Raw genomic sequence first — 14669 nt, 5'->3', positions numbered from 1 at the left:
TAAAACTACCTTGGCCTCGGAAAACATCTTGTTCCCTGAGGATCGTCCTGATAGCTTTTTTTGATACGCCCACCAAATTTCTTCAAGGCGTTTTCAGTTATGCCGTAGCGTCGCTTCCCAATTCGAAAAGCCTCGAGTTCTCCGTCGTGAAATCGCTTTCCTTACAGTATTAGAGCAGCACTTCCAGCGACGGGCGACTTCCCTTGGTGTAAGTATTTTTTGCATGTGCACTTCCTTTTCTACCAACTGAGGCGTGGTTGATATATCGATGGTCGATCAAATCGAAAGTTTCTTCGGGCATTATTTAGAAGTATTCATGTTCAATCATGACCCTCCGTATCATGTTTCTCTATAGTGATCAGGTTGTACGATTTGAAGTTCACCGGCGACTGGAAGGCATATTGATCCGCGGTTTGATCCGGGGACGTTGCCTTCAGTTAAAATATTGGCCACTCTTCAACAATCCGAAGATGAAAATCGAAATTTTCTTGGTGAATGGTTAAGTTTTCTCTCCCTGAGATGGGTTGAAAACGTAACTCACACTCTCACGAGCATTCGATGCTCGTAGATCGGATCGAATTCGAGAGAAAGATCCCCTATAGGAAGATCAGTCATTTTGGGGTTGGCGATATCGAAAGCGCTCCTCGCGCTTTTCTTTCACTTCGCTGCCCGGCACTACGGTTCCTTGTGAAGGAACTTTCCACAATCGTAATCGAAGATGCACCTCGCATCTGGGATAGCCGCTGAAGTTCGACTGGTGTGTCTTCAGCGTATTTTTCAAAATTTTGCCTGTCAATGAATTCTGTTGGCGTGGAGATGTCAGACCGTTTTTGAATGAGGCGAGCGGAACATGAAGACCTACCGGCTCTTCAGGGCGGATCGCTACACAACTCGAAAGGCATCGATGCTTTTCGGCGGAAGGAGACCGGTTCTTCCAGCGCAAAGCCCTTTGCGGTTGCGGAATTATTCTCATGTGAAACTTAAGTTATTCATCATAAGTGTTTGATAAAGTTAATTTTTTTTATGGATTTTTTGTTTCTCGAAGCTGCCCGCAGGAATGAAGCTGGCTGAGTTGGTGGTGGGGGGGCAAAAACTTGAATGTCTCTAAGGATAATCTAAATTTCGACTGGTCAAACTTCGCGTGAGTACGTGATTTTCGCTGTTGGTTCATCGGTTTTGAACCGAGGTAAAACGCCGGGTAGTTGGCGGAAAACCCCGAAAATTGTTGTGTCGGTGTCAACAGAGACTGGCGGATTTTGCCCTGACGGAGTGCTGTGTCCTTGTCCTGGACCGCAGTGCTATCACCTGTGGAGTGCTGATTCGACGATGTCGGTTCGCGGGGAATTCAAGTTGGCAGGCAGGCGACTTAATTCAGAATTTTGGGCGTCAGTCTGCTGGAAGCAGCCTGCAGGAGGTTTCCAGCGCGAGGTATTACCCCCCCATCTTTCGGGGGGAACGTCGAGATAAATGTGCCGCAACAGCAAGCGGACCGCGCGCGCTCTGGCATATACCGAAAGCATTACAGGGAAGCCTACTGGTGAGCAGGGCAATGTTGCCGACCGCGTTTCTGAGCGCCTCCTGAAGCAACGCTTGTCCTAATCCTGACCTCGCTATTGCTCGTGGGGTTACGGACAAGAAATCCAAGGATCACGAAAATTCTCAGCGCCGTCAGCCGTTTTCTCCGCTCCCCGGGGTGAGAGCATCGAAAACGGCTGACGGCGCAATGGAAACCAAGCCTGAAAGGGCCAGCGGCACAGGAAAGGACAGAGCCGCCTTGTAGCCCCCTGCACCTACGCGGGGTGGCACCACAGGAGACGCCGATGTTCGATACACCCATCCCCGTCACCCGTCTGCACGCGTTCGCGTCAGACAACGCAGAGGGGCTGCAAAACGCAGCCTACCTGCTCGGAGGCCGCCCCTGGCTGCGACGCTGCCAGCGGCTGCTTCAGGACCTGGCCCAGCCTGGCCCGGTCACCCGGCGCATGCGCCGCGAGGCGAAGGCGCAGCACGCGCTGCTCATGCTCGAGTATGGCCATGATCCCGAAAGCCCTGAGGCTGAGTTCTTCTTTGCGGTCGATCCGACGGATCCCTGCGTCGAGGAAATCTGCCTGCTGGCTGATGGTTTGCTCGAGTGCCTCGAACAGGAGAGCGAACATGTATGAAGCAAAGATGCTCTATGAGGCCGTGCTGAACGCGATGCGCTCGCTGCGCACCGTTCTGGATGCATACTCTGACGTCATGGCTGAAGCCGGTCTGACTGCCGAGGACGAGGACCAACTTAACTGGCTGGCCTCGGTCGCACTTTCCAGGGAACTCTTCGACAGCGCCTCGCTGCGGAAGGTCCGCGAAACCAAGGCCTATGTCGAAAGCAGGGTCGGAGACGAAAGCCGGACCGAGTTCCTGGTGGACTTTGACTGCCAGAGCGGCGGCTACGACAGGTCACGCAGCACGCCCCTCGGCCAGGTTCTGGACGGTTTTTGCGTCGCCCTCGCACAACTGGAAATGCGTCTGGTGGAGGTGCGATGCCAGCTGGATGCCGGCCAGGTGTCCCGTCAATTGAGCATATGAAAAATACGTGCCCCGCGTCCCAAAGGACGGCGGGGCACGTCGCTTGTCAACTGAACCTCCGGGAAGTGATGGTAGGGACGCCGCGTTAGAACTCGCATGATAGGCTCTCGAGCAGCGCTCGTTGCCAATAGTGAGGCATCGTCGCCTTTCGGCGCTTGTGTGCAAACACCCGCTGGCAACGAATGCATACAAAAGCGGCTTGCGAACTCAGCCACAACGAGTAGCTTTCCGCGCTGTATGGCAGCTGGCAAAGTTCAAACTTTCAGGTTGTGAGCTGCCGTATAAAGAGTATCTTCCTTTCTGAAGACAGCGTCGGAAGACTCTTTGCGGCTATTTGGGGTTGGACAGAGTACGTAATCGATCGTTTGTTAGGTTAGTGCTGGCATTTGATGGTGGAGTTTCTGGATTTGAGATGATCATAGTATAAGCTCCGAAGGGAGAAGAGAGAACCAATTCAGCAAACGATACGATTGCTAATGACATTTATTGGTGCTTTTTTGATATGGAGTAGTTGCGCAGTTATTGCGCAAGATCGCAGGTCTGTTTGATGTCCTTGGTATTGAATACGGTGCGTGCCTTTCCGCGAGGTCGAACCACCGAGGAATTGCTTGTCCTCCTCGGTGCCAGTTTCTCACATGACAAACGCCTTGCGGCGGTCGCCGAACTGGATCAACTTATGCGAGATGGTCTGGTCGAGAAGGCGCGCGATGGTCGCTGGCGCGCCAAACGCGCTGTCCTGACCAACGGTGCGCGGAATCTACCTGCCAGGGGCGCAAAGACAGCGGCATCCGAGCAAGAGATCCTGCATGCAGCGGCAGCCAACTTTGCCTCTTTGCCGGTGGCTGACGAAACGCTTGACACCGAGGACCTGGCAGAGCCGGTAATCGATCCGCAGGCGCTTCTGCGCTATTGGCGTTCGGCGCTGCGGGCCGACCCCCGTGGCGCGACGACGCAGGTGCTCGACAAGCATGGTATCGAATGGACACTCATATCCGGACGCGGACCGGTCCTGCCGAATGAGGGCCAACGACTGCGCATTTCGATCTCTCTTGCAGCGCTTGATCCTGGCTTTCAGGAGGCGCTAATCCGTCGAGAAGGCAACGAAAATGCGCTTGCGGTTGGTTGGCCGATGGCGATCAGTCGGCGGGGCGGTTTGCCGATCTTCCAACCTGTCGGAATGCTCGCCGCAAGCTGGACCCGAGAGGGCGAGAGTCTGGTGCTTTCGGTCGATGCAAACGATGTGTTGGTCAACCCGGATTGGGTCAAGGGCGCTGCCCGCCTGAGCGGATGGAAAAAGGACGATCTGGCGGACCTCTTTCATGCTGATAACACCATCGGGTTGCGCGGCTCCGACTTCCTCGACAGGGTCAGAACCGCGGTGGCGAGCCAGGTCCGCGGCCGGATCACCGGAGAAGACCTCGCGTCTCAACTCGATGGCTCTGCACAGGGGATTTACGATAGCGCTGCGATTTTTCTGCCGACTGACTCGTCCTTCACGGCAGGGGCAGCCCGTGATCTCGACGCGATTGGGGCTTGGCCACGCGAGCGCTTATCCCGTTCGGCTTTGGGCGCCGTGTTAGGGATCGAATCTGCGGCCGAGATCGATCCGGTTCCGGCAATCGATGCAGTGCCCCTGAACAAGGAACAGTTACGAGCAGTTCAAGGCGCGTGCGAGTTGCCTCTGACGGTGGTTACCGGTCCGCCCGGAACCGGCAAGAGTCAGGCGATCGTCTCTATGGCCGCTTCGGTCCTTGCGGCTGGCGGGAGCGTTCTGGTCGCGTCGAAGAACCACCAAGCGCTGGATGCAGTCGAGGAAAGGCTGGGCGCTCTCGCGTCCGGGGTTCCGTTCTCAGTTCGCACGCTGAACCCGAACGATGAAACCGACACCGGCTTTTCGGACGCGCTCAAGCAACTGATTGGCAACGAGAACACCTCAAACTCCGGTGCGGTCGACGTGCTTGCAGTCTCGGAGTTGGTGAACGTCGCTTCACAGCGACGACAAGCTGTTGACGCTGTCGACCGGATCGCTGAACTGGAATGCGAGATCGCCGACGTCCTCGAGCGTATCGAACTGCGTGAAGCACGTGGCAGGCCGGAAAGTTCGGCTCAAACGCCTTCGGCTGATTCACAAGGTTTTTTCAGACGGCTGTTGCTATGGCTGCACAGCTCTATGATCGGCCGACCTGCAAAGGCGTCGATGCCACGCCAGGATGTGGCGGACCGACGTGGGATGAGCTTACGTGACTTGCACGCACTGCTGGTCGATTTGCGCGCCATGAAAGAAGAGCTGGGTGAGCCTGTGGACCCCATCGAGCTTGGCGAGAGAATTCGGGAAGCAACGGGCAGGCTTCTACCAAGGCTCTTGGCGGTTCGAACACATCTTACTGAAGAACTGAGGCGCGAGCTTGCGGAGCTTTCCGACGATTGGCAGTTCAGTGGAGGCAAGGGACAGCCGCCCGCTGATCTGGCGAAAACGTTGGTGTCACACCGGCCACTATGGCTGGCGTCGATCCTGGGAACCCCGCGGCGCATTCCCCTTGATGATGGGTTGTTCGATCTCGTGATTTTCGACGAGGCCAGTCAGTGTGACATCGCCACAGCAATTCCGCTCTTTGCCCGCGCAAAACGCGCGGTGGTGGTGGGCGATGACCGCCAATTGTCCTTCATTGCGCAATTGGGTCAGGCTCAAGATCGCAACCTTATGCAGGCGCAAGGGCTCCCTGTGGCAGGGATGGGGCGGTTTGCGCAAAGCCGTCGCTCCCTGTTCGATCTCGCGTCTCGAACGCCAGGAGCCAGGAGGATCACCCTGCGGCATCAGTATCGTTCGGCCGGACCCATTGTCGATTATATAAGCGACAATTTTTATGGCGGACAGCTGCAGACTTCTTACGATCCCCGGAGCTTGGTTGTCCCGAAAGGCGCCAAACCGGGCCTTGCATGGGAGCATGTTCCGGCGCCTGCCGTCGCGCAGACTGGCAACGTAAATCCGGCCGAGGTTGCGGCAATCGTGAAACACCTCGAACACCTTCTGAAGGACGAGGGATATGAAGGCACGATCGGCGTGATCACGCCTTTTCGTGCTCAGGTCGCGGCGATGGAGGCCAGCATCTGTCAGGCGATCGATGAGCCGAAGAGAATTGCTTGTGAACTGAAAGTCGGGACGGTCGATGGTTTTCAGGGCCAGGAACGCGATCTTGTTCTATTTTCGCCCTGCGTCGGGCCGCGCAGTCCGCAGTCCGGCCTGACGTTTTTCCAAAGGGACACCCGCAGGCTCAATGTTGCCATTTCTCGAGCCAAAGCCGTGGCCTTGATATTTGGGGATCTGGAGTTTGCTCGTTCCGGGCAGTCCAGCCCCTTGCGCCGACTGGCGGCAATGGCAACCGAGCCGCGCGGGCGCGTTGGAGAAAGCGTGTTCGACAGCGACTGGGAACGCAAAGTCTTTCACGCTTTGAAGGGACGCGGTCTGGACCCGCAACCGCAATTCGAGATTGCAGGCCGACGGTTGGACTTTGCGCTGTTCGGTTCAAGCGGCGTGAAGCTCGATCTCGAAGTCGACGGGCGCAAATGGCACGAAAGCCAGGATGGACGACGCAAGACGACCGACCTCTGGCGAGATCATCAATTGAAGTCGCTCGGCTGGCGCGTTCGCCGCTTCTGGGTCGACGAATTGGCAAAGGACATGGAGGGATGCCTTGACCGAGTCGAACAAGACTTATCCTAAGTCGAGCCGCAATACCGCGATTGCGGCTGTACTGGGTGTGGTAGCAATTTGTGCGAGCGGATATCTGGTATTTGCCGTGAATTCGCTGGACCAAAAATACGGGCGCATTGCCGAGGATTTCGAGCATTATAACGGTCAACTTCAGTCCACTCGTGCCAGTGTTGCAACGATGCGCGAAGACCTCACCACGCTTTCCGATCAAAAAGCCAATCTGACACAGCAAGTTGCGCTGGCCGAAAGTAGCAGGCGTAGCGCCGCTCAGCAGGAAGCCGACGCACAGGCGCGCCTCGCCGCGGCTCGCGAGGAACTCGCCAGTGTGCAAGAGCGTCTGGCCGAAGCTCGACAAACGATTGCCCAAGCTGACCGTCTGACCCGCGAGAATGAGGCTGCCCAATCCCGGCGGGACGCGCTGGAAAGCGAGGTCACGAGCCTGCGGTCCGATATCGAGAGCCTGCGCGTGGCGCGGAGTGAAGAAGAGGCGCGCCAGGCAGAAGTTTCCGATGCCGTATCGCGCCTTGACCGACGACGCGCCGACCTTCAGCAGGATGTGGACGCGCTCGCTCCTGAAGTGGAAGACCTGCGTGCCCGGCAGCGCCGTGTCGAGCAACTGCAGAACGACGAAAGACGTCTGATCCAGCGTGTGGAGGAACTTGCCGCGCAGGAAAACGATGCACGCGCCCAGCTTGCGTCTCTTGCCGCAAGCGAGGAGGCCGTAAACAAGCGTCTCGAGGAGCACAACGCCGACCTCGCTCAGATAGTCACGCGGCTCGAGGAAGCCCAGGCGGATTTGAAAACCCTTGGAGCACGGAAAACCGAGGTCGAAAGTGAAATCAAAGGCGCGACTGTCAGAACCGAAGAGCTGCGCAATCGCGCGCAGCTTGTGGAAAGAGAACTGTCGCAGTCACGGGCGCAACTTGAAACGACCAATCAGCAACTCGAGCAGGTACAAAAGGATTTTGCCGAGCGGCAGAGCCAACTCAATACTCTGGGAACTCAAATTGCTGCGGCGGAGCAAGAAGTTCGGGATCTCGAAGCAAAACGCGCCGAGGTAAATCGGCTGCAGGCGGATGCAGATCGGCTTGCGGCGCGGCACGCAGAGCTTTCGAACACGGTGCCAAACCTGGAAGCCCGAACAGAAGAGCTGCGCGCAACCCTTGCAGCAGCCAGGGCTGATGCAGACACCGAGCTGTCCAGGGTGGCTGAACTCCGCGGGCGTGCGTCGAGCCTCGAAACGGACATCGAGAGCCTTGAGACACGCCGGGCAGGGCTTGCCGAAACTGTCGAGACGGCGCAAGCCCAAGCAGACGCAGCTAAAAAGTCCTTGAGTGCTCTTCGGTCTGAGCAAGCCTCTGTGGTTGCCGACATAGCCGAGAAAACTGATCAGCTTGCGCGCTTGAGCGACGTGATCAAGGCCCGACAGTCAGAGATCAAAAACCTTGGAGATCAAATGAGCGCGGCAACGCAGAGTCTGGACAACGCGCAGGCACAGCTCAAAGCCACCGAAGAGACGCTCCGCAGCCGCCGCGCAGAGCAAGAGGAAGTCGACGCAAGCGTAACCGGGAAAAAAGAGCAGCTGACGCAACTTGACGGCGACATCTCGGCCCGAGAAGAGCAGCTTGAGGCTCTTGGCCTCCAGCTGCGCAAAGCCGTGCAGGATTTGGAAGACTCGCGGTCGCAGGCACGAGAGGTGCAGGCCACACTTCGCGCTGGTCGAGCGGAGCAGGCCTCTATCGTGGAAAGCGTAGCAGAGCAGACCGATCAACTCGCTCAGTTGCGCCAGGACATCTCCGCCCGTGAATCCAAACTCGCCGACATTGAAAAAGACCTGCGTGAGGCGCGTCTGGCAATTGACGAAGCCACTGCCGCTCCCGGCGCGACTGCTGGGGCAGAGGAAGTGAGCCCGCAGGCCGGTGATGAGTGAGGAAAACTGAAAGATGCTGACCGATAACACAATTCTTGTTCTCGCCGTCGCGGGCGTGCTGATGCTTCTCGCTGCGATCCAGCTGTTTCTTGCTGTGCGACACGACCGCGCCGTGGCGGCGGCAGGCCCCATCGAGGAATTGGCTGTCTATGACAAGAGATTGCAAGAAAAGCAGCGAATAATGGACGATCTCGAGGACGAACTTGCCAAACGTCGGGAAGCCATGGCTGTCACGGCGGACCTGCAGGCCGAGGTCGACGGCCTGCGGCGGCAGAAGGAGGAGCTTCTGACCGAATGGGAGAGCCTGCGCGAACGCCGCGAAGAAGTCTCAGCGGTGCGACGCGAGATTGAGGAAGCGACGATCGAGCGTCAGACACTTGAAGCCGAGATGGCGCCCCTTCGGGCCGAATATCTCGAGATCAAGGAACGGCTCGACAAGGCCGAGGACCTCATCGGTCGCATCGATGCCTTGAAACGCGAGCACGGTGAGATCGCGGCTGAGGTCGAGGAGTTTCACGAAACGCTGCAAAAGCTCGAGGAAGCCGAGGACAAGGTGTCCCGACTTGAGGCCCGGGGCCATGAGCTCGAAACCGCAGCGGCAACGCTCGAGGGCCGGATCGCCGCGCAGGAACAGGAGTTGGGTGAAGCCCGAGCACGTGTTGCCTCGGAGCGCGAGGCCATGGCTGAGACACAGACCGAACATGGCCGTCTCAGCGCCGAGACTGCGGTGCATGCACAGGAATTGCGCGGCTGAAAGGGGAGATAGAGGGCCTGGAGGAGCGTCGTGCCACGCTCGAGGCTCGGAGAAACGATCTGGAGGCGGCAGCGAAGACCCTTGAGGATCGGATCGAAGCGGCAGAGCAGGAGCTTGGCGAAGCCAAAGCGCGGCTTGCAACGGAATTTCAAGCTCTGGCCGACACGCAGGCTGAACATGGCCGGGTTGGAGCCGAGGTGGCGGCCCAGACGCAAGAGGTCCGCCGCCTGCGAGGGGAGATGGAAGCTCTGCAAGAAAACCGCGGCTCTCTCGAAGCACGGCTCGCTTATCTAAGCGCGGAAATCGCCAAGAAAGAAGGACACGCAACCGGCGTGGACCCTGAGACAGACCCGCTGCGCGAACTTAAGGAAACGCCGCCCGTCATTGCGCAAATGAGGAATTGGAAAAATGCTCCGCGCGAGAACGAGGCTGACGCCATCAAGCGAGTGGAGCGGCGTCTGCGGGCCAGCGAACTGGACTATCCGGCGCGCACGCTCCGAGCCTTCCACACGGCGATGAAAGTCAACGAAACGTCACAGATGGCAGTGCTTGCTGGCATCTCTGGCACCGGCAAGAGCCAACTTCCACGCCAGTATGCCGCCGGTATGGGGATCGGATTTCTTCAGGTTCCTGTGCAGCCGCGCTGGGACAGTCCCCAGGACCTCATGGGCTTTTATAACTATATTGAGGGTAAATTCAGACCGACCGACATGGCGCGGGCGCTTTGGGCGCTGGACGAAATCCACAATGCGGAAAGCGCCCTCGAAGACCGTATGATGATGGTACTTCTCGACGAAATGAACCTCGCTCGGGTCGAATATTACTTCTCTGATTTCCTTAGCCGTCTGGAAAGCCGCCCGAGGCCAGACAAGGTGGACGATGAGAACCTGCGCAAGGATGCCGAAATTGAACTCGAGATTCCCAAGATGCAGAACCCGCCGCGCATTTTCCCTGGCTACAACCTACTTTTTGCCGGGACGATGAACGAGGATGAAAGCACTCAGTCGCTTTCCGACAAGGTCGTGGACCGTGCGAACATTCTAAGGTTCTCGGCGCCCAGAAAGATCAAAAGCGGCCGCGCCGAGGGAACTTTAGAAGAGACGATGGCGCTGTCTCGCGAGACGTGGTCCAAGTGGTTGCGTCCGCTCTCAGACGTCGATGGAGATCGGCCGGTCAACAAGCGGGTCGAGCAAATGGTCGAGCTGATGCGCGACTTCAAACGCCCCTTCGGTCACCGCCTCGGTCGCGCCATCATGGCTTATGCCGCAAACTATCCGGAAATCGAGGGAGGCAGGGGGATCGACGATGCCTTGGCCGACCAGGTTGAGATGCGTCTCCTGCCCAAGCTGCGAGGCGTCGAGGTTGACGCGACGGCTCCACAGTTCGCAAAACTCAAGTCATTCGTGGAACGTGAGCTGGGTGATGAGGCGCTGGTCCAGGCCATCGATCAGTCGATGGCGCAGTCCGAGGATACCGGACAGTTCGTCTGGAGCGGAGTCACGCGCTGATGCGTTACTTGACCCGACCCTGGTCGTCCCATGGGCTTCAGGATGGGGCGGAATTCGGACCAGAGGACTGTTTGCTTGGAGAACGCGAGGGGGAGGGACCGCTTGGGCATGATGCTGCGACACTTCTCTCAGCCCAGGTGCGTGGCCAGCGCCGGCGCCTCGTGCTGTTTCCCTATCCGAAGCGTGAGGAGGCTTTGTCGCCAGCGCGCAGGGGTTTCCCCGTTCGACCGAGAAAGGGACATGAGCCGGCGACGCAGGCCGAGGTAGAAGGTGCGTCGGCGCTGCAACACATGAATGAGGTTCTTGCACGCATTCAGGAGTTGGAAGAAGCGCTCGAGGATCCAAGTAAGACTTGGGAGCGTCTGCGCGAGGCATGGCGTCGCGCCGAGGATGAGGAAGACCCGAAAATGGCCGAAATCGTGCGTCAGTCCCGGCGCATGAAACCTGTGCTGCACGAACTCGAAAAGCGTATTCGCAGGGTTTTGCGCCGCCAGCGGGAGCTGACGCCACTTGACCGTGTGCAGGAAATGGATCGCGCGTCAATGGTCTGGCTTAGCCGGCAGCCGGGATCCTCGATTGCCGAGCGAGCGGGATCAGCGCAACGCATTCTTGCGACCGTTCGGCGGGAAAACTTCGATACTCTCGAGAATCGCGTGCTGCATGCCTATGCCAGGCTGGCCGCAGATGTAGCACGTGAATGGCTGCGGGAACATCCGGGGGCCCAGGCCAGTACACGCTTTGCTCAGGTCGAAGGCTTCCGGAAATCCTGCCGGACTCTTGCGCGCAGATTGGTGGACCTCGGTGTAATGGTGGCCGCTGCGGACGCCACGCCAAATTACGTTCTGATGCAGGACAAAAGCTATCGCGAGGTCTATGTCTGTTGGCAGCGTCTCTTGTTGCGACAACGCACAGAAGACGACTTGTGGGCTTGGCAGGCACAGACGTGGACCGATTTCGCCGTGCTCGCGATCATTCTTGCCATCGATGAATTGGACGAGGCCGAGTTGATCGCACAATCCCCGATCTCGTGGAATGCCGAAGCCGAGCTCGGTCGTTGGTTCGAACAGGATCGGCCGATTGCAGTCTTTTGGCTGCGCGAGACCAGCCGTATCGTCGAAGTCCAGTCCCGTCCAGAAACCCCAGGCACGCCCCTGAGCTTGGCCCGCGCGCATGTGGCGCTTCGCGTCTCCGACCCTACCAAGGGTGAGTTGCCGAGACGCGTTGCGGTCTGGACGCCCCATGCTCTGCGCCGTCTCGATCTTGAGACCGAGGTCAACGACGCCGCGATGCTATTGCAGCAGCTGCAGCAAATCGCTGTAACCGAGGTGCTCCGGCATGGCCTTATCATGACCCCAGCGCGCGGACGGGCCGAAACCATCGAGGCAAGTCGCGGAAAGGCCCGGGTCAAGGCCATCGCGATGGGTCCGGCCTGCGCCGATCTCGCTCAAGGTTTCGAAGCCGTGCGAGAATTCGTGCGCAGCGAAATCTACGGAGGAGCGGAATGAAGAACCAGAAACTCTGCGGCTTCGACATCAACGGCTGGCGGGACTTTACGGCACGGAATTGGCGCGCGGTGCCAGGAGAAGAAGAGGAGATCGGTCCGACCACGATTATCCAGAGCGGCCCTTTGTCCTCGGTTGTCTTTAGCGGGGACGAAAAGTTGGGTATTTGGATCGGAGGACCACAGGCCGATCTCGCTCCCCACGGTCTTGGTGGTGGCTGGGGCGAAATAGGCCGCCAAGAGCGGCGCGTCTCGGTGCGTTCAATGCTGGAAAGGCGGGATCCCGATCTCGACAGGCTGGCCTCAGCCTTTAAGGGGTCCGCTCAGGGCGCGGCCTTCAATGTGGTGTCGATTGACGAAGGCCTTGGCGGAGGCGATGAAGTGCAGGAGCACCTGCTGGGCGCTTTGGCCAAGGGCAAATTCCGTAATTCGACGCTGGTTTGGCGCCCGGTTCTGGCGGCTTTGTGCGCAATTGAGAAGGGTCTTATTTCCGAGGGGCAACGAGTTGGCATCGTCTGTCATAACGACGCGGGTTTGTCGGTTCAGAAGCTGCTGATGCGCTCGTCGCGCGGCGTCTTGGCGCCGGAGCGGCGGGAGGCTGCGCTTCAGCTCCATTGTGCGCTGGGCTATGAGCACCTTGTGAGAAGTGCACGTGAGGCGGCAATTGGCGAAGCCGGGTTCTCGGCCCGCACAGCACATCGGGCCGTCGCACGCTCCATAGGGCGCGCTGCCTTGGGTCTTGCATGCCGCCCTGAGGTCCTGCGGATGCACAATAGTGACTGGGATACGCTCGACCTAAGCTCTGTTGATGTTGCAGAACTGGCCGAGGGGCCCGAAACCGCCCCTGATCTAAGCGATTGCGATTTCGTCCTGTTGGAAACGCTGGCGGAAGGGCGCCTCAAGGAGCGGATAGCCGCAAGCGTCAAGTCACGCGAACCGGTAATCGCCTTGCCCACTAACGCAGTCGCCTGCGGTGCGCTGGTAGCAGCAGGCCGCGCGTCTCGCGGGGAGCCGATATACTTTGACTTCCTTCCGCGGCTCTCCACCATCGTATTTGCCGCCACAGGCCCCACAAGCTTCGATCTTGTTCGGCCAGATGAAACGCTGGAAGCCGGCCGTACCTATCGAAGCCCGGAGCCCGCATCGCTCGCTATTCCAGCTGGCCAGAAAACGGTCTCGGTCTATTTGCGCAAAGAGGCCGCCGAGCATCCCAGAAAGGCCACTGTGACCCTTGGAGAGCCTTTGCACGATCAATCGCGGGTGTCTCTATGGGTTGAGCAGAAACCGGTCTCGGGACGGGCACGCATGTTCATGGAAGCGCGCGATCTGGGTCGGAACTTCACCGTGGATTGGGACGAAGCGGAGGAAGATCCGCGCGCTTGGTCGGAGATCATCGACAGTTTGGCACCACGCGCTTCGATCCCGAACCGGCTCGTCCTGCCCTGTGCCGTTCATGCATGGCAAGAGAACAATCGAGCCCCGGGACTTTTCGACCTGCTGGACCGTGAAGTCGACCGTGATAGGCCTGACTGGAATGCGCTGGCAGCAAAACTCGCGATGCGGCCCGCCGGTGCCTACTGCATTTCAAGCGATGGAGATTTGCCGTCGGAGCTCGGGCAGGCGGATATCAAACGACTTGACCGACTAACGGAAAAGGCCCTCGAGACCAACCGCAGACGTTTGCACGGAACCGAACTCGATGAAGTGGCTGGAAACGATGCACTCAAGTTCCTCACATGGCAATTCAGACGGTGTCCCGAAGAGGTCGCTGATTGGTTGATCGATTGCATCCAGAAAGGCAGCCGAACGCACCCTTTCACTCGCCATCACGCAAGTTGGAAACTGATTTTCCAAGGACTGGGGCGAATCATCGGCGACAAAGCCCAAGAGAAGCGCGCGGTGGCACACCTGTTGTCTTCCCAGATTGAAGACTGGGTGTGGGAGCGTGAATCTGCATGTATGGCATTCCTGCTGTCTCGGTCTGCCACCGCGCCATTGCTGCTTGACCGCCGCCATGTCGAGCGGTTGGTGCAGCGGACCATAGCGGACTTCCGAATGAACCTCGGGACGAAATACACAAGGTTCCACTATGCGCCGTTCCTTATTGCAGGTCTGCTGAGATGGCGCTTGAAAGAGCCGATGGCGCTTGTGGCGGGAATAGATCCACTGGCCGCCGTCCTCCTTGAAGTAATAACTGAGGCGGAAAAAGACTTGAAAGGAGTCCGTGAACCCGAGCCAAAGCTTGCGAGACGGCGCGACAAATACCTGCCGATCCTGCACGACTTGAAGGCTGAACTGATCGGAGAGGGGGCGAACCCGGATCTGCTATTGGACATTTACAGTGCCGGAGGAGGCTAAGCGCTGGGTAATCCCCCCGATGACAAGGGGACGGAAGTAGAATTTTCTCGGCAGCATGAACGAGGAGGTTCCGATAAAGAAGTCTCTTTAAGAAAAAAGGGGGAATTACCTATCGGCACGCAATCTTGGCTCGGAGCCAGTCTTGTTGCAGCTTGGAGTCTACTCTTTTCAGCTCGCGGCAACGAGCCTGGCTCTGAGCAGGTCGATGTCCGCCCCGCCGTAAATTTGGCGCTTCAGGGTCTTGAGGTGGTTGATTTCTCCCCTGGCCTGCACATTCGACCGTGGCTCATGCAGGGCTGCGCCGACCGGCCGAAGACCGCGAGCGAACGGTCCAATTC

At 58.5% G+C, this 14669-nt stretch carries 8 protein-coding genes and 1 pseudogene; 8 read left to right on the top strand and 1 reads right to left on the bottom strand.

Going from position 1 to position 14669, the window contains the following annotated elements; all coding sequences use genetic code 11:
- Nucleotides 1–1820: 1820 nt before the first annotated feature.
- From AC0L4F_RS06945 to AC0L4F_RS06910, 8 genes are all read left to right on the top strand, one after another.
- Nucleotides 1821–2162 (top strand): hypothetical protein, encoded by a 342-nt coding sequence (locus AC0L4F_RS06945; RefSeq protein WP_244686779.1) that lies wholly within the window; start codon nucleotides 1821–1823, stop codon nucleotides 2160–2162.
- On the top strand, nucleotides 2155–2568 hold the full coding sequence (locus tag AC0L4F_RS06940) for a hypothetical protein (protein ID WP_244686777.1): 414 nt from the start codon (nucleotides 2155–2157) through the stop codon (nucleotides 2566–2568). The genes AC0L4F_RS06945 and AC0L4F_RS06940 overlap by 8 nt, the downstream gene beginning before the upstream one ends.
- Nucleotides 2569–3115: 547 nt before the next feature.
- Nucleotides 3116–6289, top strand: coding sequence for an AAA domain-containing protein (locus AC0L4F_RS06935; protein ID WP_244686775.1), 3174 nt, complete (start codon nucleotides 3116–3118; stop codon nucleotides 6287–6289).
- Nucleotides 6261–8210, top strand: coding sequence for a coiled-coil domain-containing protein (locus AC0L4F_RS06930; RefSeq protein WP_244686773.1), 1950 nt, complete (start codon nucleotides 6261–6263; stop codon nucleotides 8208–8210). Before AC0L4F_RS06935 ends, AC0L4F_RS06930 begins: the two co-directional genes overlap by 29 nt.
- A 13-nt stretch (nucleotides 8211–8223) precedes the next feature.
- Nucleotides 8224–8964, top strand: coding sequence for a hypothetical protein (locus tag AC0L4F_RS06925; RefSeq protein ID WP_244686770.1), 741 nt, complete (start codon nucleotides 8224–8226; stop codon nucleotides 8962–8964).
- A 197-nt stretch (nucleotides 8965–9161) separates the two neighbouring features.
- Nucleotides 9162–10472 (top strand): McrB family protein, encoded by a 1311-nt coding sequence (locus AC0L4F_RS06920; RefSeq protein ID WP_244686768.1) that lies wholly within the window; start codon nucleotides 9162–9164, stop codon nucleotides 10470–10472.
- A gap of 290 nt (nucleotides 10473–10762) precedes the next feature.
- The gene (locus AC0L4F_RS06915; protein WP_244686766.1) at nucleotides 10763–11977 is read left to right on the top strand and encodes a DUF2357 domain-containing protein; all 1215 of its coding nucleotides are present in this window, start codon (nucleotides 10763–10765) and stop codon (nucleotides 11975–11977) included.
- Nucleotides 11974–14331, top strand: a complete 2358-nt coding sequence (locus tag AC0L4F_RS06910; RefSeq protein WP_244686764.1) for a hypothetical protein — start codon at nucleotides 11974–11976, stop codon at nucleotides 14329–14331. The genes AC0L4F_RS06915 and AC0L4F_RS06910 overlap by 4 nt, the downstream gene beginning before the upstream one ends.
- Before the next feature lie 168 nt (nucleotides 14332–14499).
- Here AC0L4F_RS06910 and AC0L4F_RS06905 read toward each other — a convergent pair.
- Nucleotides 14500–14667 (bottom strand): annotated as a pseudogene (locus tag AC0L4F_RS06905) (ISL3 family transposase); the annotation flags it as partial.
- Nucleotides 14668–14669 lie beyond the last annotated feature (2 nt).

This window comes from Marinovum sp. J2-8, assembly GCF_055808435.1.
This window is presented reverse-complemented; position numbering and strand designations above follow the sequence as displayed.

Excerpts from the sequence above, each read along its gene's own strand:
- AC0L4F_RS06945 (WP_244686779.1), top strand. The coding sequence starts at position 1,821 with ATGTTCGATACACCCATCCCCGTCACCCGTCTGCACGCGTTCGCGTCA.
- AC0L4F_RS06940 (WP_244686777.1), top strand. The coding sequence starts at position 2,155 with ATGTATGAAGCAAAGATGCTCTATGAGGCCGTGCTGAACGCGATGCGC.
- AC0L4F_RS06935 (WP_244686775.1), top strand. The coding sequence starts at position 3,116 with ATGTCCTTGGTATTGAATACGGTGCGTGCCTTTCCGCGAGGTCGAACC.
- AC0L4F_RS06925 (WP_244686770.1), top strand. The coding sequence starts at position 8,224 with ATGCTGACCGATAACACAATTCTTGTTCTCGCCGTCGCGGGCGTGCTG.
- AC0L4F_RS06915 (WP_244686766.1), top strand. The coding sequence starts at position 10,763 with ATGAATGAGGTTCTTGCACGCATTCAGGAGTTGGAAGAAGCGCTCGAG.
- AC0L4F_RS06910 (WP_244686764.1), top strand. The coding sequence starts at position 11,974 with ATGAAGAACCAGAAACTCTGCGGCTTCGACATCAACGGCTGGCGGGAC.